At 67.1% G+C, this 17,160-nt stretch carries 13 protein-coding genes and 3 pseudogenes; 3 read left to right on the top strand and 13 right to left on the bottom strand.

From position 1 onward, the window contains the following. Positions 1 to 664: 664 nt before the first annotated feature. The 4 genes from ACIRQH_RS00005 to ACIRQH_RS00020 all read right to left on the bottom strand — a co-directional run bounded on the left by ACIRQH_RS00005 (position 665) and on the right by ACIRQH_RS00020 (position 6,776). The gene (locus ACIRQH_RS00005) at positions 665 to 862 is read right to left on the bottom strand and encodes a DUF389 domain-containing protein (protein WP_404223183.1); all 198 of its coding nucleotides are present in this window, start codon (positions 860 to 862) and stop codon (positions 665 to 667) included. A 304-nt stretch (positions 863 to 1,166) separates the two neighbouring features. Continuing rightward, complete coding sequence (locus tag ACIRQH_RS00010) at positions 1,167 to 2,171, bottom strand: TrmB family transcriptional regulator (RefSeq protein ID WP_404223185.1); 1,005 nt, start codon at positions 2,169 to 2,171, stop codon at positions 1,167 to 1,169. 137 nt (positions 2,172 to 2,308) lie between these two features. Further along, on the bottom strand, positions 2,309 to 6,043 hold the full coding sequence (locus ACIRQH_RS00015; protein WP_404223187.1) for a S8 family peptidase: 3,735 nt from the start codon (positions 6,041 to 6,043) through the stop codon (positions 2,309 to 2,311). A 280-nt stretch (positions 6,044 to 6,323) separates the two neighbouring features. After that, positions 6,324 to 6,776: a transposase gene (locus ACIRQH_RS00020; protein ID WP_404223190.1), complete on the bottom strand. Its 453-nt coding sequence runs from the start codon at positions 6,774 to 6,776 to the stop codon at positions 6,324 to 6,326. A gap of 295 nt (positions 6,777 to 7,071) precedes the next feature. Between ACIRQH_RS00020 and ACIRQH_RS00025 the strand changes: the two are divergent. Next, positions 7,072 to 7,458, top strand: a pseudogene (locus ACIRQH_RS00025) (nuclear transport factor 2 family protein); the annotation flags it as partial. A 34-nt stretch (positions 7,459 to 7,492) separates the two neighbouring features. Here ACIRQH_RS00025 and ACIRQH_RS00030 read toward each other — a convergent pair. The 8 genes and pseudogenes from ACIRQH_RS00030 to ACIRQH_RS00065 form a co-directional block, all read right to left on the bottom strand. Continuing rightward, positions 7,493 to 8,260 carry a 2OG-Fe dioxygenase family protein gene (locus tag ACIRQH_RS00030; RefSeq protein ID WP_404223192.1) on the bottom strand — a complete coding sequence of 256 codons (768 nt, stop codon included), beginning with the start codon at positions 8,258 to 8,260 and terminating at the stop codon, positions 7,493 to 7,495. Positions 8,261 to 8,367: 107 nt separating this feature from the next. Beyond that, positions 8,368 to 9,155: pseudogene (locus tag ACIRQH_RS00035) on the bottom strand (helix-turn-helix domain-containing protein); the annotation flags it as partial. Continuing rightward, positions 9,152 to 9,678 (bottom strand): annotated as a pseudogene (locus ACIRQH_RS00040) (DUF6879 family protein). The pseudogenes ACIRQH_RS00040 and ACIRQH_RS00035, both read right to left, overlap by 4 nt. Before the next feature lie 14 nt (positions 9,679 to 9,692). After that, positions 9,693 to 9,896, bottom strand: a complete 204-nt coding sequence (locus ACIRQH_RS00045) for a hypothetical protein (protein ID WP_404223194.1) — start codon at positions 9,894 to 9,896, stop codon at positions 9,693 to 9,695. 598 nt (positions 9,897 to 10,494) lie between these two features. Continuing rightward, positions 10,495 to 10,947 carry a tautomerase family protein gene (locus ACIRQH_RS00050; RefSeq protein WP_404223196.1) on the bottom strand — a complete coding sequence of 151 codons (453 nt, stop codon included), beginning with the start codon at positions 10,945 to 10,947 and terminating at the stop codon, positions 10,495 to 10,497. Between the two features lie 804 nt (positions 10,948 to 11,751). Then, on the bottom strand, positions 11,752 to 13,185 hold the full coding sequence (locus ACIRQH_RS00055; RefSeq protein ID WP_404223198.1) for an FG-GAP-like repeat-containing protein: 1,434 nt from the start codon (positions 13,183 to 13,185) through the stop codon (positions 11,752 to 11,754). A gap of 311 nt (positions 13,186 to 13,496) precedes the next feature. After that, positions 13,497 to 14,777, bottom strand: coding sequence for an MFS transporter (locus ACIRQH_RS00060; RefSeq protein WP_404223941.1), 1,281 nt, complete (start codon positions 14,775 to 14,777; stop codon positions 13,497 to 13,499). Between the two features lie 733 nt (positions 14,778 to 15,510). After that, the gene (locus ACIRQH_RS00065; protein ID WP_404223200.1) at positions 15,511 to 15,669 is read right to left on the bottom strand and encodes a DUF6000 family protein; all 159 of its coding nucleotides are present in this window, start codon (positions 15,667 to 15,669) and stop codon (positions 15,511 to 15,513) included. Between the two features lie 110 nt (positions 15,670 to 15,779). On the opposite strand from ACIRQH_RS00065, the gene ACIRQH_RS00070 reads away from it, so the two are divergent. Further along, positions 15,780 to 16,277 (top strand): hypothetical protein, encoded by a 498-nt coding sequence (locus ACIRQH_RS00070; RefSeq protein WP_404223202.1) that lies wholly within the window; start codon positions 15,780 to 15,782, stop codon positions 16,275 to 16,277. Here ACIRQH_RS00070 and ACIRQH_RS00075 read toward each other — a convergent pair. After that, positions 16,168 to 16,851, bottom strand: a complete 684-nt coding sequence (locus ACIRQH_RS00075) for a hypothetical protein (protein WP_404223205.1) — start codon at positions 16,849 to 16,851, stop codon at positions 16,168 to 16,170. The genes ACIRQH_RS00070 and ACIRQH_RS00075 overlap by 110 nt on opposite strands. Here ACIRQH_RS00075 and ACIRQH_RS00080 point away from each other — a divergent pair. Further along, on the top strand, positions 16,834 to 17,079 hold the full coding sequence (locus ACIRQH_RS00080) for a helix-turn-helix domain-containing protein (protein WP_404223207.1): 246 nt from the start codon (positions 16,834 to 16,836) through the stop codon (positions 17,077 to 17,079). The genes ACIRQH_RS00075 and ACIRQH_RS00080 overlap by 18 nt on opposite strands. The last annotated feature ends 81 nt before the right edge of the window (positions 17,080 to 17,160 follow it).

Genomic DNA, 17,160 nt, shown 5'->3' on the forward strand with positions numbered 1-17,160 from the left:
CAACATCATCCACCCACCCATCCTCACCACCCTCAACCTCACCCCCCAACGCGGCAAAACCACCTACACCGAAATCGAACAACTCCACAACAACACCACCACCCAAAACAGCACCACACCCGCCTAACCCATCCGACACTCGCAGCCACCACACGACAACCACCGATCGGCCAGGCATGCCACAAGCTCCCGGCGCCGAAGAAGGCTCAGGCGCTTCAGCGGTGCCGACCGCGATGCCGAGTTGATATAGGTGAGTTGCCGCGCGCCGGACTCTGCGCTGCACGACGACACAGACACACAACGACGCACGCCGCCACCGAAGCCGGAACAAGCCGACTGACCAGCCAGACGAAGCGTCGCACGACATAAGCCCAGGCCGTCGCCGCATACCAACCATGGGGAAGCCTCATCAGGAGAGCTGACGCGGCCAGACACAGGACCGACGCAGCCAGCATTCCGCAGCCCAGACAGACAGCAAGTTCGATCCACCATTTCCTACTGATGCGCTGTCTCACCCAGACTCCCTGCCGCCGCCCGCGTGATACTCCCGCCCGAGGACTCAGAACCCCGCTCGCCAGGCACCGTACCCACACACAACCACCGGATGCAGGAAACAGAACCAGACGCATACCCCGGCGAAAATGCCAGGGCACGGCCGTGGAACTCACCCACGGGGTATCCCGATGCCTGCGCTGCGGCACGGATGCCGTAACAGGAGGAAGACAACAGTCCCCGTGGCCACGATGGCCGCCACATTGGTCGCGAACAAAAGCGCCGCCTCAGTAGCGTCGTGATACCGGCCCACCGTGATGAGCAGTCCGCTGACAGCGAGCGGCGGCACGAGTGAGATGGCGATCGCCACGCCAGGCAGAGTGTCGGAGATATCCGCGCGCTGTGGTTGATCCGGCCACCGGCCACCTCACCCGTGCTGGAGCGCAACGTGGCGCACACTCGAAGGGCTGAGCCTTTTCGGGACGCTCAGAACCCTTCGCCGGATGACGCCGGTCCAGGCCGCGTAACGGCACAGCGCACTCACTCCGCGATGCCCTGCGCCACCGGCGCGCGCCCGAGCGACACCGTCGGCCTGCGTCAGAAGAGCGCGCCAGGCCGAAGCGGACACAGCCAGTTCCCGCGCCGGCCCGACACGGTCGGCCGCGACCAGGCCATCACATCTGCCCCGGCTTGATCGGCTCCGTCCAGCCGTGTCGAACGGCGTGTCCTCCTAGTTGCATCCGGGTCCGAACTCCGGCCAGGTCCATCAGCCGACGCAGGCGTCGGTGCAGCGTGCGTGGTGAGAGACCGAGCTGGGTCGCGACCGTCGGGTCGGTCGCGCCGGCCAGGAGGAGAGCAAGAATTCTCTGGTCGAGGGCCGTGGGTCCTTCTGTTACCTGTTCGACGGTGACTTCGGCTTCTTCGTCGGAAGACAATGCCAAGGGCTTTGCGGTGGCCCACACGTTCTCGAACAGGGTGTCCATCGCGTCCAGTAGGCCGCTGCGGTGCAGGAGCACTGCTCCGGGTCCCCCGCTTGGCGTGGTCGCGAGCGGGACGAGGCCGAGTTCGGCGTCGGCCAGCATAAGTTTCATGGGGAGTTGGTCGGCCACCCGCAACTGCACACCGTTGCGTAGGGAATCGATCGCGTCGTGGACGATGCCGGGTTCCGACAGGACGGCTCGGTCCAGTACCGCCCGGAACTGAACGCCCCGACGGAGTGCCACGGGCTCCGCGGTGTTCTCCTCGGGCGGCAGGGCGACGAAGGGCGCGGTGATGAAGGTGCGGACCTGTGTGCGGGCCGCCTGCTGTACCTGGAGGTAGCGATGGCGGATCGCGTCGGCGCCCGTGACGACCTCGATCAGGTCGTCGATACTGCCGGCGGTCGTGGCTGCCCGGTGTTCCTCCGCGAAGGTCACCAGCGCGTGCTCGGCCGCGCGCAGCCCGTCCCGGCGTTGGCTGATGAGGGCGCCGAGCGCCATGGCGGGCGGCGCGGCGGTGAACCGCTCGTCCACCGATCTGATGACCAGTCCCCATTCGACCAGACGGGACAGGGAATTGGCGGCCTGAGCCGGGGTCAGGGTGAGCGCGTCCGACAACAGCGCCGCGGTGGAGTCGGGCCGCCCGAGGAGGGCGCGGTAGACGCGCTCGTCATCTGGTTCGAGGCCCAGGACATCCAGCATCGGCGACCGACTCTCTTCCGCTTGTCGCAGCGGGGAGAGTATGCGCCATGGCGGTAGACCTTGAATAGCCCCTGGTGGGAGCAGGTGTGACGGTTGGTGCCCCGGGGAGTTACCTCCCCGGGGCGGGGTGGTGCGGTTCATCGCAGGCCGTACGCCCGGACGATCTCGTTCTTGACACCGAATCCGCTGCTCGTACTGGTGCTCGCGCGGACCGAGAGGAAGCCACCCGGCTTCTTGGCGGTCCTGAACGATCCCTTCCAGTAGCCGCCCGCGCCCTTTGCCAGGCTCACCTTCTGCCAGGTGGCGCCGTCGTCGTAGGAAACGTCGAGCTTCACCGTGGTGACCTTGCCGGGCACTGTGCCGCCGTCCATCGACACCGGCTTGAGGGCTATCTCCTGGGCCGTGTTGGCCTTGACGTCGCCGTGCAGGTCCGAGTCCAGCTTGTAGTTCAGGTTCAGTACTGAGAAGGGTTCGAAGAAGTCCGAGTTGACGGTGTCGGACAGGAACGTCCACTCCGTGTGGGTGCGTGTCGACAGCCGGAAGACGTCGCCGGGCCGCTCCGCGTCGAGGACGGCGCGGTAGGGCAGGTTGCCCGCCGGGACCTCCTGCCACTGCATGTCGCCGCTGTTGGGGTTGTTGTAGATCCGTGTGTCGCCCTGGAAGATCTGCAGGTGTGACGGTGTCTCACCCCACGGGAGATAGCCGCCCAGCCGCATGGTGTCACTGGCGGACGCCCATGCCTGCACGTTCCAGGTCATGTAGTTCTGCCAACGGGAGTTGTACACGCCGAAGGACTCGCTCTGCCCAGGCCGCGTCGCCGGAGCGAACCAGTTCAGACGCGTGGTGGTGCCCTTGGAGTAGGTGTTGTCTCCGGACACCATCGACCACGGCAGGGATCCGTCGACGCCCTGGGTGTGGAACTCCCTCCAGAGCTGTCCCGGAGTCACCCACTCGGTGCGGGTGCCCGGGTGCCACTCGCTCTCGGGAAGGTTGAACGAGGGGCTGAGGGTGAAGTCGGACCGGTAGCCCTCCGCCGACTTGCCGTCCGTGGCCGAGTAGTAGCGGGCGTCGATCCGGGCCAGATCGCCCTTGGTGGGCTTGTAGACCAGGGCGCGGTTGGGCACCTGCCCCGGGTAGTCGCGGGTCAGGTCGTAGACGAACGGCGTGTACTGGGTCTGCTTCACCGTCAGCTTCAAGGCGCCGGACCTGGCCATCGCGATCAGCGTCCTGCCGGCATCGCGGTGCATCGTGGCGACCGGGATGGCCGCCTCACCGACGTACTCCAAGAGAGCGCCGGCACCGTCGTTGACCACGATCAGCGCCTTCGCGCCAGCCGCGACCGCGGCCTCGGCGCGCTCCTGCGGCGACACCTCGTCGCTGCGCTTGACGACTGCAACCTTGCCCTTTGCCTTGATCTTCTCGTAGGCCGCCGCCGCTCCGTTGCCCGCGTAGACCACGTCCCGCCTGTCGGTGGCGGTGCCCAGTGTGCTGCCCGGTTGCACCAGTGCGTCGAACCGGAGGCGATCCCCGAGGGCGCTCAGAGCCAGTGGCGGCTCACCCTTGCGCCAACGGGTGGTCAGCACGAACTCGCCGTGCTTCATGTGCACTGTCGGCGCGACGTAGACGTCGTCGTATGACGGCGGCAGCACGTACGCGCTGCGGTAGTCCGTGAACGGGTCCTGGCCCTCGTAGTGGACGTTGAAGTCGACCTTGCGCTGGCGGTCCTCGGTGCGCTGGGGGGCCTGGGTGTCCAGCAGACGGGCCTTGCCCGCGTCCAGTACGACATCCGCGGGGCCGTCCTTGAGCGCGGTCTCGGGGTCGACCAGCACGGCCAGCCCGGAGCGGTCGGCTTCCTCACCGGCGACATCGAGGTATCCAGCGACCGTGTAGAGGCCGGGAGCCATGCGCATGGTGGTCTTGCCGTCGACGTAGACCGACCACGGCAGGGTGTCGCCGGCCAGGTTGATGTTGAGCCAGCCGGAGGTGGGTTTCCCGTCCCGGCCGACCAGGCTGATGTTCAGGTCGTAGCGCTCCTCCTCCTTGAGCAGCGCCACCGACGTGCGGGTCACCGGCTTTTTGGTGGCGGCGTCGGTCGCTGTCACGTAGCCGACGTGCCGTCCTACAGAGGCGGCTTGGGGATCCCCGGTCACCGGGACGGCGGCAGTGCCGCCCGCCGGCACGGTCACCTTGGTCGCGCCCAGGGTGAACGTGCCGTCCTCGTTGGCCAGGTCCACGTTCAGCGTGACGTCGGAAGATCCGGTGTTGGTAAAGGTCAGGTCTTTGGTGACGGCCTTGTCGCTCGCCTGGTGCGGCCACGTGTAGTTGCCGAAGAACAGGGAGCCGGTGGCGCTGACTTCGGTGCGCACGGCGGCAGCCACGTCGACGCGGCCCGTGCCCACCTCGTACGGCGAGTACCCCGCGTCCAGGCCCTTCGCCGTGCTCATCAGGTGTTCCTTGAGCTGCGAGCCAGTCCAGTCCGGGTGCCGCTGGGCCAGGATCGCCGCCGCACCGACCACGTGAGGGGTGGCCATCGACGTGCCGCTGAGCGTGCGGTACATGCCCTCGCCGCCGTCGGTCATCTCCTGCGAGCGGGCCGCAGTGATGTCCACGCCGGGGGCTGAGATGTCAGGCTTCATGGCGCCCGAGGTGGCCAGCGGACCGGTGCTGGAGAAGGACGCGAACTGGTCCTGCTTGTCCGTGGCGGCCACGGTCAGCGCCGACGCGGCCGCGCCGGGGGCGGAGATGCTCTCCGGGCCCGCGTTGCCGGCTGCAATGACGAACAGCGTGCCGTACTTCGCGGACAGCGCGTCGACCGCCTGCGACATCGGGTCGCTGCCGTCCGTCGGGTAGGAGTCGCCAAGGCTCATGTTGACGACGTCGGCGCCTGACTCGGCGGCCCACTGCATGCCGGCCATGACCCAGGAGTCCTGGCCGTATCCCTCGGCGCCGCTGAGCACCTTGCCCACGTACAGGTCAGCGCCAGGAGCCACGCCCTTGTAGACGCCTCCGGACGCGGCACCGGAGCCCACGATCGTGCTGGCCACGTGGGTGCCATGCCCATTGAGGTCGGTGATGGCCTCACCCGGCACGAAACTCTCCGTGCCATCGATCACGCCGGCGAAGTCGGGATGGTTGACGTCGATGCCGGTGTCGAGCACCGCAACCTTGACGCCTTTGCCTGTGTAGCCGGCAGCCCAGGCCTCGGGCGCGCCGATGAGCGGCACACTCTCCTTCAGGTTGACCTTCACACGGCCGTCGAGCCACAGCTTCGCCACACCGGCGCCCATCGCCTTGCTGTCCCGCGGCGCGACGCTGTTCCAAAAGGTACGGGCCTGACGCTTGCGGGTGCTGAGCACGGCCCCGCGGATGCTTCCGAGCCTGCCAGTCAGCTTGCTGCCCCGAGGGGCAGTCGGCTCGACGGACGCACCGGACGTGGACCTGCCGTACGTCGCGATGAGCGGCACGGCGGTCGTCTTCGCATCGTCGTAACCCATCTCGATCAGACCGGTGACATTGAACAGCCGCCGGTCCAGCCTGCCCGTGCCCAACAGGGGGACAGCCTCGTCGGGAGTGACAAACAGATCGCCGTTGACCGTCTGCATCTTCACACCACCCACGGCGCTGTCAGGCCGGTCGACATCGGCGATCTGCTTGCCGTCGGCCATCGTCGTGACCGTGACGACGTCACCCGTGACCAGGGTGACCTTGTGGCTGGACGTGGGCTTTGCGGGAACGGCGGGCTTGCGCGGAGCAGCCTGCGCGGGCTCCTGCAGAACCACAAGCCCCGACGCCAGCAACGGCGCCACAGCGGCAGCCGAGATGAGCTGCCAGCGTCTGCGCCGGAAGACGGAAGACTGGGAGGGAGAGAACATCCCCCGGGTCTACCGGCCCGTTCCTGCCCGCGTGAAGGTACAACAGCGACAAGTCTTCGCCATGGCAAGGACTTGCCAGCCACAAAGCATCCGCAATGGGGCGTGATCGCACTTTCGTGTATCGCAGGTCTCCCCCGCTATGTTTTCCGTGGTACTGCAAGAGAGCCGCCGACCTCCGGGCCCGGCATGGCAGGTCCCCCCGTCGAATTGATGACCTGGGGGGGTGGTGCCACCGGGCCCGAGAGGCTCCGTGGGAGACACTGATGAGTGCCTCTGTGTGTCAAGCGGCAGCAGGGAGAGTCCTGTGGCGGTCACGTTTGGGGGTGCGGTAGACGACGTTCGACAGGCGTCGTTTGAGGGCCCTACGGGCCTCCGCAGGCGTCTTACCTTCTGCGATTTTCCGCAGGTAGTAGTCCTGGCCTCGGCCGCCGTCGCGGATCTGGCAGACCGCAATGATGTGCAGCACGCAGTTCAGCGCGCGGTTGCCTCCGGTGTTGAGGCGGTGGCGGTTGTTCTTGCCGCTGGAGGCGTCCAGGGGTGCGGATGCCATCACGGGTAGCCCCGCGTGGACGGCGGCCAGAAGCGGACCGCGGCCGTGCCGGGCCTGGGTGATCGGCACCACCATCACCAGACTGACCGGCAGTTGGACCGCCACCAGGTGGTGCTGGCCGCCGCCCGCGGCCTCATGAGCCAAGGCAATCAGTTCCTCTACGGTGAACGCTTCCTCATCCACCGGCGGCATCGCCGAAAAGATCCAGTGCCCCACCCTCGTCTGCGACACCGAGGAGGACATCTTCTTCAAGGGCCAGCCTGAGCAGCTCTACGAACACCTGACCTGCCCCAAGACCCTCATGGAGCTCACCACGGAGGAAGGCGCCGGCGCCCACTGCCACCCCGGCGCGATGCGCCTGTCCATCGCCCGCATCTACAACTGGCTCGACGACACCCTCGCCGCCACCCGCCCTGACGCCCACCCCGCCAAGCACCGCCAACGATCCCGCTGTCCGAACCAGCCCGAAGGACCCCACATGACCCGCACCGGCATCAAGGCCGCCCTCACCGACCTGCTCCTCAACGAGGACATCACCCTGACCGAGGCGAACGGCACTTCACCCCCGACTACCGCCAGCGCACCGACGGCGAATGGGCCGACCGCTCCCAATTCCTCGACCACATCGCCCACCTGCGCACGCTCGTCGCCGCAGGAGAGATCGAGGTCCATGAAGAGCTCTACGACGGAGACAAGTACGCCGACCGGCATACCTGCCACCTCACCAAGAAGGACGGCACGACCGTGAGCATCGAGGTCTACGTGTTCTCGCCGCCAAAGCCCCCGACGGCCGCTTCCAGCGCATCGAGGAGCCACCTTGATACTCAAAGGAACCGACGCCGACCGCAACCTCGGCAGCGCCCGCGGACCACCCCCACCGGGCTCGGGCGGTGCCGGCGTCAGAGTTGGGGGACGTACGGGGCGAGGCCCAGAATGAGGATGGACCGTTCGCCCGGTCCGGGCCCGGAGCCCGCCCGGACCGGGCCGACGTAATGGCTGACCCTGTGGTCGTGGACGGCGTAGCCGTCCAATGGGTCGGTGAGGGTGAACTCGGCGTGGATGTCCGCCCACGGGTCGTCGGGCTGCAGGCCTGCGCTGCCGGGGGTGGCGATGACGTTCTGCCCACCGGTGACGTTGGTACGGCTGATCAGGTGGGCGAAGGTGAACGTGCCGGCCGAACCCCCGTCCTGGTGCAAGCAGTCGGGGGTGGACACGGCGTTCTGGCCGGGACCGTCGACGCCGAGCCTGATCAGGTGGACACCGGCCCACAGCGGGCGGCTCGCCAGATTCCTCAGCGACAGGACCTGCTCGATGTCCCAGCGCAGGAGCCGCAGAAGCAGGGCGTTGCCACGCAGCTCCTCGGGGATGTCGGGGAGCACCCGCCGGGTCCGCGGGTGCGCAGGGTCCTCCTCGCCCTGGAAGAAGTCGGTGACCGTGCCGTGAACGGGGTCGGGGGTTCCGGGAATCCAGGACAGTTCGTCCTTCCACGGCAGGTACACGGCATGGGAGTAGCGGCGGAACCGATGCGTTCCCGGGGCGTACGGGTCGGGCGGCAGACCCGCGAAGACCTTCCGGATCCGGGCCAGGTCATCCTCGGCGGAGCCGGCCGGGATTCCGAGGCGTTCGGCACCGTAGCGGACGAACCCGCGCTCCCGCAGACCGTCCATATTCCCAGTCGCAACCATCCGTACCCTCTCGACAGCTGGTGACCCAGCTCAGCATCTGACCTGCTGTACCTGTCCTCATTCGCCGACCGGTGGGTCGAGAGAGGGCGCCCGTGACCGGAGTCGGCGAGCCAGCCCCAGGCCCGCTCATACAGGGCGAGGTTCTCCTCGTCGTCCAGCCACATCTCCATGGACAGCGTCGCGACGATGACCAGGCGCCGGTCGTACATCCAGAATCCGTGACCGGGGCTGCGACGCAGTTGGGCGGAGAAGGGGATGATGCCGAGTCTACGGTGTCGATGCCGATCACTGAGACGAGCCAGTCGAGTTGGGCGGCCATCACCTCCCGCGGGCAGGTGAGCGCGTAGAGGGCGCCCTCCCAGATCAGTATCCGGAACGAGCGGCCCGGCTCGCACAGGGCTGCCTGACGGCGCAGCCGTGCCCGCACGGAGTCCTCGCTGCCCGCAGTCGGGATCTGCCAGAACGCGGGGTTCGCGCTAAACACGTGCCGGGCGTAGTCGGCGGTCTGCAACAGGCCGGGAATCCGCACGACCTCCACCGCACGCAGCAACGTGGTGCGATCGGTCTCGGCGACGCCGACCTCCTGGCGGCCGAGGTGCCCGCCGGCGAGCTGCCGGCGCATTGACCGGTACCGCGTCTCCAGCCCGGTCAGGCGTCCGGCGAGTTCGCCCGCGACGTCCGGCCGATCCATGGCATCCGCCCACTGCCGCAGGTCCTCACTGGTAGGGGTCTGCTTGCCGGTCTCGAGGCGGCTGACTTTCGAGCGCTGCCAGCTCAGACGCTCCGCGATACCTTTGCCGTCCAAGCCGGCCTCGGCTCGCAGCATGCGCAGCCGTAAGCCGAGGGCGACCCGGGCGGACTGGTAGTCGGTGCTCACATATCCGGCCGTATCCGGCGCGCGAAGTCCGCGGTGCGGGATGCGCAATGCCAGGCGGCGTCCGGGGCCTGGCAGGCGGCGAGGACCTCGGCCGGCTCGTGGGAGACGGTCACGCCAAGCGTGGTGTCCGCGTCGTCGAAGACGAGGGTCAGCAGGGTGCGAGAGTCGATGAGCCAGAAGTCGGCGTTGGGCAGGCCGAGCCGGTCCGCGTCCGTACGGGGGAGGTAGCGGACCTCGTCGCCGGCGGCCACGTTGCTGGGCGCCCGGGCCAGGAGGAAGGCCTGTCCTTCGGTGAGCGGCTCGTCGACGACCCGCACCCGCCGAACCGCTTGCCCCGTGCGGTCTGTTCGGTGACGTTGCGCCGCCAGGCATTGGGCGGATCGTGGGCGACGTCCTGGCCGGCCTTCCACCGGGCCCACGGTTCGCTGTTGCGGTCGGTGGCGTAGCCGCGGCGGGTCTCCAGGCGCCACGCGGTGTGTTCGAAGTCCTCGAAGACGTGCGCGATCTCCTTGAAGGGGATCACCTCGCCGGCACCGGCTACTCCGTGGGCGCGAAGCGGGTGAGCAGCTCGCGCGGGATACGGACGAACGTCTCCGAGGGCTTTACGTCGCGGAGCTGGGCGAGGTGTTCGGGGTCGGTGAGTTTGTCGCCCTGGACGACGATGTCACCCGTCGCCGTGTCCTCATACAGGGTGGGGCAGTCGCCGCCGTCGCTGGTCGTGCCGAGGAACCTGAGTGCCATCGCATCCTCCGTCGAGCCGGGGCTGGGAGATCCCAGGATGCGGGGAAACCGCAGACCGCACAGGCAGATTGATCAGGATTGCTGACCTGGATCAGGAGTCGTCGATTGCGCGCAATCATCCCCCTGGGACACGGCGCCCGCGGATGAGGCGGACTGCTTTTGATGTGCGCACGTATGAAGGTCGGCAGGTGGGGTCAGCCGTTCAATTCCACAACCAGCCTCCTCCCGAGTCGGAGCGCAGTCAGTTTGGTCGTCGGCCAATCCGATCCGTCATTCATGCGGCTCATTCTGTTCCTGCACGTGAAGCGCTGAGGAGCTGGGGCTTGGCGGGACCCTGTGAGCCACTCGACCCCGTGCTGGCTGGCATCGGCAGCGCAATCCACCGCCAACGCAGTAGTGGCTCGGCTGAGATCTCTCAGCCGAGCCACTGGTTACACTGCTCGCCAGACAAGCCAGCGATCACGGCCCCGGAGTCCTAGCTCAGACACCAGCCGCAAGGTAGCGGTCAGGATTTCTGTGGCCGAGGAAAGCGACCCCACCGTCCGCGGCCGCGCCTGGCACGGGGCTGGGGTTTGCCCGCCGGCATGCAGACGGGGTGTCAGGCGCGGATGGAGTCGGGCCACTTGAAGTCGGCGGGCACACTGTTGGGGTCCAGGCGGTCGGCGGGGACGCCCTTGCCGTAGGTGACCTCGCCGTTGCCCATCGACCAGTCGGCGGGCTGCACCGTCTGGAGGTTGAAGAAGACGTCCTCCGTGCGCAGCTGCAGCCGCTTGTTCAGCTCGCCGACCACGCCCTTGTAGAAGTTGCCCTTCTGCTCGGGGGTGGCGACGTCGAGGAAGACCAGCTGGATGAACACGACGTTCTCCGAGCGGTGGATTCCCAGGTAGTCGGGGTCGGCGATGAGGTTGCCGGGCTTGTGCTCGGAGATGACCTGGAAACGGTCCTCCGGAACTCCGAGATGAATGATCATCTGGTCGTAGACGACGTCGGCGATGGTGCGCTTGTACTCATCCGACTTGCCTTCGAGGAGATCAATTCGTGCGAGCGGCATGCGAGGCTTCCTTCTTTCGCTTCGGCGACCGGGGTGTCGCCTTCCGTATGAGTCGGCAAGATTTCCTGCCGTGCCACCAACCAAGGCACTCCTAGACCGGTCGTCTAGTGGTGGGGGATGGAGCGCATCCCAGACGCTCACCGCCGTCGCGCACAGGTCATCTGCAGTACACCCGATGTGGTCATGAAGAAGAACGAGACACACGTCCCGCCACAGCAAACCCAAGCCATCGGACGAGGCGTGTCACCGCCCGCGAGATCAGGACGCAGACGCCGGCCCGCGGCGCTGGCCGGCGAGGCCCTGGGGGTCCGGCCGGGCCAACCAGCAACGGAGCCCCGTCATGCCCACAAGCCGAGCTCCAGCGCGAGCTGATCGTGGCGATCCCCAACCACGGGCTCGCCTCCGCACCGGCCGCGGCCGGGTCGACGGACGCCGGCCCAAGCTCACTGAGGATCAGGCCGCGCTCGCCCAACGGCTCTACGACGAGCGGGAGAAGACAACAGATCGCCGACATGTTCGGCGTTCCCTGGTCGACGGTGTAAGGACACCTCAACAAGACCGTCCGCCGTCAGCCGTCAGCCGAAGGAGATCAGGCCACGAAATCCTGACCACTACCTTGCGGCTGGTGTCTGAGCGAGGACTCCGGGGCCATCACCTGTTGCGACGATCCTTAGAATGCGCCGCCGACGAGCCCCACCTGAGTTCACGGTCCCACGCTGCCGCGGAAACGCGCGTCATCCTGCTCCCGCGCGTCGGCCGGGGAATCGGCCCCGACACAGGATCGAGGCCTCTGTCTGTTCGCTCTCAGTCCCCGAGGGCGTCGCCGAGGCGGGAGCCCGTGCTCACGCCGTAGTCCGCGGGGTTGAAGACGTCAGTGCCCGTGGTGGTGAGGCCGCCTGCGGCACCGTGCAGTTGCCAGAGGGCGCCGCTGCCCACGTTGTTGACGACGTTCTCGCCGGGTGCGGAGACGGCCAGATCGGCCTTGCCGTTGCGGTTGAAGTCTGCGAGGAGGATCCGGTAGCCGAAGGTGTCGTTGTTCTCGGCGGTGCCAGGGATATTGGAGGAATTCTGCGAGAAGCGGGTGGCACCGGTCGTGACGGTGCCGCTGGCGGAGCCGCGCAGCAGGAGTACGTCTCCGCCGCAATGGGCGCTGTCGAGCGATTCGCAGGGGATGCCGATGGCGAGTTCGGCGGGCCCGTCTCCGTTGATGTCGGCGATCGAGAGGGCTGCGCCGAATTCGTCGCCGCTCTCGTTGGTTCCCGGGATGCCTGAGGTGTTCTGGTGGTAGGTGTGCCGGGTCGTCTTCAGGCCGCCGGAGGCGGTCCCTCCGCCGTAGTAGGTCATGACGTAGCCGGCGTTGCCGCTCGGGTCGGTGAGGTGGTTGTCGTCGAGGTAGGGGTCGGGCAGGCCGACGGCCAGGTCGTCGCGTCCGTCACCGTTCAAGTCGCCGGTGGTCAGGGTGGTTCCGCCCCCAAGGGCCTGCTGGTCGTGAAAGCCCTCAGCGTCCTCGGAGAAGATCACGGTCGCGCCCCGCGCCGCCACCGCGAGTTCATCCTTGCCGTCCCCGGTGAAGTTACCCGCGGCAAGCTGCCCGAAGCCGTAGTCGTTGCCGGGCCGCCGGTCGACTGCGGTCGGTGCCGGAATAGAAGTGCGGCTGAGGCCGCCCTCGAACAGCCACAGGTTGGCAGAGTCGGCGACGACCACGTCGGGTGAGGCGTCACCGACGAAGTCTCCGACTGCCGTGTCCGTACCGAACCACTGTTCCTTGTAGGAGAGCGCGGTCGGCAGCATCGTGCCCGACCGGAAGCCCGTGCTCCCTCCCCACAGGACCGTGACCGACCCCCGCTCGGAAAGGTCGCCGACCTTCTCCCTCTCACTGGTGACCAGCAGGTCCGCATACCCGTCCCCGTCCAGGTCGCCGTTGGACAGATCGGTACCGAACAGGTCCTCGGTTTCAGCGGCTCCCGGCACCCCCGTACTGTCCTGCGTCACGACCACGTGCTTGCTCGTCAGGCCCGTCGACGATCCGAAGGTGACGACCACAGCGCCCGCGCGCTTGTGCCCGTTGACCGTCTTCTCCGGCATTCCGACGGCCAGGTCGCGGTATCCATCGCCGTTGAAGTCATCAGCGAGAGACGCCGGCGCCGCCCCGGCCGGTCCCTCCGCCGCGCTGAGGAAGCCCCCGGTGAGCGTCACGACCACAGCCGTCGCCAGAGAGACACGCAGAGATGGACGCATAGAACAACTCCTGTTGCTGGCACGGGAACTTGTGTGAAGACCCGTTGGATCACCGGTAGGCGCGAGGGTACGCAGGCGACATAGGACGCTGAAGATCAAGTAGCACCTGATGATCACAGGACTCACCAGGAGCCACAAGGGTTGCCCTCCAGATGGCGACTGGTGGTGATCGCGTCAGATTGCGCCCCAGGGCACGAAGCCCGCGGCTGACTTCACGGTGCGGCGCTGCGCGTTCTCGTTGATCTCGGCCTCCAGACGCTGTTGTGCCAACGGACTGTTTGGGGGCCTGCAAGCTGCCATCCAGCGAGAAGCTATGCGGAGGAACCTTCCGTGGTCGGGGACGCGGTCGCTTCCGTAGCAGGCGCTGGGACAAGCCCGGCAGAGTCGCGGGCTTTTCGCCATGGCAGGAGCAGCGCGCTTGCCATGCACAACAGTCCAGCGATGAGGAGAGCGCCACGCACTCCTGTTGCGGCAGCGATCAGACCGCCGACGATCATGAAGATGGCCTGGCAGGTCTTGGAGCCGACGGACCAGGAGGTGGCGACGCGGGACATGAACGCGTCCGGAGTAGCTGCCATGCGGTACGTGGTGAACGACGGCCCGAAGACGCCGGCTGAGAAGAGCAGGCCGAAGTCGGCAGCCACGATGACGAACACACCAAGGGCCCCGGAGGGCGTCAGTGGCAGAAGGATCGTCCAGACTGTCCGTGCGACACCGGACAGCAGCAGGATGCGGCGCTGGCCGAATCGCCGGGTGAGCAGCGGGGTCAGGCGCGAGCCCAGGACTCCGCCCAGGCACGGCAGGCCCAGGGCAAGTCCGTACTGCCATGGTGCCAGTCCGAGATCATCCAGCATGAGGACGGCCATCAGCGGTGAGGTCATCATGATGGATCCGCCGAAAAGAAGCGCGTTGAAGAACAGCGGCCGCAGTCCTGGGTGCCGCAGGAGGTACTGCCAGCCGGCAGCGATGTCACGGCCCAGGTGAGAGGTTGCGGCGCGTGTGGGTGGCGCGGGTTCAGGCTGGTGGATGCGACGGATTCCCAGGGCTGACCCGAGGAAGGACAGTGCGTCGACCACCACCGTGGCGGCCGCCCCCAAGGTGCCGATCAGAAGCCCGCCGACGGGCGGGCCGGCGCTGACGGTGATCCAGTTGGTCGTCTCGAAAAGGCTGTTGGCTTGCAGGCGGTGCTCGGGCAGGACAAGCGTTTTCATGTGTGCCCCGCTCGCCGTGTCGAACGCCACGGACGCGGCCGTCTGGAGAACGCCGACCGCACACAGTTGGATGAAGGTGAGGCGATCGAAAGCCATGGCAACCGGAATGCTTGCCAGGACCACGCAGCGGACCAGGTCAGCGGTGATCATGACCGGGCGCTTGTACTGGTGCTCGATACGCACACCGAGCGGCAACGCGATCACCCCACTGGCCACCGCGGACAACGCAGCGAGCGACGAGACCTGGAACGCCGAGGAATCCAGCACCAGGAGGGCAATCAGTGGCAATGCCCCCATGCCGACGGCACTGCCCGCTGCGCTGACCGCATAGGCGGCCCACAACCGCCGGAAGTCCTGACCGAGCGCAGTCCGCCGTACCAACCGAACCTCCCGAAGAGCGAAGGCGCCAGCGTAGTCACTCGGACCACCCACCAGTCCACAATCCGGCCATCACCGGACTCACATCAGAGCTGAGATCCAAAAACAGGCCCTGACCTACCTGCGGGCCGGTTCAAAGCCGGCATCGCGTGAGAAGGCAGAGTTCGCGGCAAGTCCCGTCCCGGAGCGTGGCGAACAGGACGCTGATTTCCCACGCCCGCGCACATGATTGCCCGCGCAGCATGATCGAAGGTCAGGGCATGGCCGGAGGCGCCTCGGCTCTCCACCGGCACAGCCAGCCCCTGAAACCAGGCAAGGCCCGCCACCGGGCCACTCCGGCGCCGGCATCGCGTCCTTCACTGACTGGGCGTCCTGCGAAGGTGCGTTTGCCGTCGCCTTCAGCTGCATTGATCCACGCGGAGGGGACCTTCCCTGCAGACTCAGCCTTAGCACCTCCGAGGTTCCCTTGTTCCGGCCTACTGAACTCTCGTGCTGCTTGTTCAGATCCCCTCCTGCCGCGCCGAGTTGATACCTCCGTTGGCTTCGCCGTCGGCAGCGAAGCCGCAGAGATCATCCATGAACCGGCTCGGCGACGACAGCCTCGGCTGCGCCTCGCTTCATTGGTCCCAAGGGCACCGGATGCCAGGAACTGGGTGACGCGCTCGCTTCCCGCGAGGCTGTCGATGTGGAGAAGCGCACTGACGGCCCAGTGTTGGTCGTACTGGCAAACGGGCCGTTACAGGTGGCAGTCCAGGTAGACCTCAAGGTGCTGGGCGTCCTCGTCGGTGTCGAGGCATGCGAGGGCAAAGCAGTAGCCCTGGCCGGCGAAACAGAGCTGACTGGCACTGCCGCCTGCTTCAGTCCTGCTCTCAGCGGCGAGACAGTTCGGATTCAAGGCTGGCTATCGAGGAGTACGTCGAGACCAACGCTCCGCAGCTCGCTCTGTGATTGCTACGTGCGGATAAGCAGTGGAGACCCGGTGGTGGTGATGACAAGGTGAGGCTCATGCCGTCGCCCACATTTGAACAGCTCCTCCGTGAGCTGCACGCCTCGCTCACACTGCGCAAGCGTCCGGAAGATGTGGCCCGGCTCATCCAGGAGCTGTACACCGCCCGCGGCACTGACCTCGATACAGCGACGGAGGCGGCGCTCGCCAAGGCTGCTGAGCACTCGCTGCGCAACCTCTGGCACGGCTATACCTCCATGCGGGAGGAGTTTGCCCGTCCAGTTGGCGCACAGCGCCAGCTTGCCCGAGCGGCAGACCTGTTCACGAACGTGCCGGGCCTCCCGAACGACGCCGGGGATGATCCGGCCCGGATCGAGGTGGTGATCCGGCGAGCAGGTGCGGAGATCGGCCGATCGTACGGGGAGAACGACTTCGGCATGGACCGACTCAACCGAAGCGAGCGCACGGCGGCGGGGCTCGGGAAGATTCCCAAACGCCAGTACAACAAGCGTTTTCGGTCTCGAAGACCTGCCCGGCCAGCGCGTTGTCGTCGGTGACACTGACGCTGCCGTCCTGGCTGGTGAGGTCGGGCACGCTGCGTGTCCCCGACGGCATGGTGTCGCCGTTCATGCCCAGGAAGTAGTAGGTCTTGGTGAGGGTCTTCTGGTCGTAGACCTTGGCCCCGTCGGTGTAGTGGAAGACGTTCGGGTCACCGGTGGTGACGTCCACTTCCGGAAATCCGCGGAACTGGCCCCAGGTGCGGTTCTTGCTCTTGACCGTCTCGTTGTCGTCGTAGTGCCAGCCGGGGTTCCTCTTATAGGAGTACTCCGTCAGCAACTCCGGCTCGGTGCCGTCCTGGTAGCTGTTGTGCGGGTCGATGGTGGACACCGATCGGACCGGGTGCAGGGAGAACCAGTCCAGCATCGGCGCGGGCTGTCCCTCCGGTGTCCAGTAAACCGGGAAGCACCGCAGTTTGTTCGTCGAGGCGAACCCCTTCGCCGCCGCGTCCGCCGGGTCGGACGGATCACTTGCCGGGGCGCTGGAGCAGTCCGGGGTGTCGTAGGCCACCGTGGTCTGCGCACCGGTCTCGGTGGTGACCGTCTGGATCCGGTCGTGGTACATCAACGGCATCTGTGGGATCGTCCCGACTCCGCCCACGCCCGCGCCGTCGCCGAAGCAGCAGGCCGCCGCATCGGCCGACCCGTCGCCCACCCCGCCGACAAGATCGAGTACGCGCGGCTGCTGAAGCAGCAAGGCAGCAGCCTCGGCGAGATCGCGGCCAAGACGGGCATCCCCAAGACCTCCCTGCACCGCTACCTGGCGGAAGTGAACCCCGCCGCCTCGACCGAGGGATCGTGATGACCGTGTCGAACCTCCTTCTTTATGCTGGTCACTGGGCTAGGAGGCGGGATCGATCTCCGGTACTGCCGCCCGGGGAGG

This window comes from Streptomyces sp. NPDC102279 (genome assembly GCF_044766365.1).
Classification (GTDB): domain Bacteria; phylum Actinomycetota; class Actinomycetes; order Streptomycetales; family Streptomycetaceae; genus Streptomyces.

Coding starts and splice junctions, on each gene's coding strand:
- ACIRQH_RS00010 (WP_404223185.1), bottom strand. CDS start 2,171: ATGCTGGATGTCCTGGGCCTCGAACCAGATGACGAGCGCGTCTACCGC.
- ACIRQH_RS00015 (WP_404223187.1), bottom strand. CDS start 6,043: ATGTTCTCTCCCTCCCAGTCTTCCGTCTTCCGGCGCAGACGCTGGCAG.
- ACIRQH_RS00030 (WP_404223192.1), bottom strand. CDS start 8,260: ATGGACGGTCTGCGGGAGCGCGGGTTCGTCCGCTACGGTGCCGAACGC.
- ACIRQH_RS00045 (WP_404223194.1), bottom strand. CDS start 9,896: ATGGCACTCAGGTTCCTCGGCACGACCAGCGACGGCGGCGACTGCCCC.
- ACIRQH_RS00050 (WP_404223196.1), bottom strand. CDS start 10,947: ATGCCGCTCGCACGAATTGATCTCCTCGAAGGCAAGTCGGATGAGTAC.
- ACIRQH_RS00055 (WP_404223198.1), bottom strand. CDS start 13,185: ATGCGTCCATCTCTGCGTGTCTCTCTGGCGACGGCTGTGGTCGTGACG.
- ACIRQH_RS00070 (WP_404223202.1), top strand. CDS start 15,780: ATGCCGTCGCCCACATTTGAACAGCTCCTCCGTGAGCTGCACGCCTCG.
- ACIRQH_RS00075 (WP_404223205.1), bottom strand. CDS start 16,851: ATGCCGTTGATGTACCACGACCGGATCCAGACGGTCACCACCGAGACC.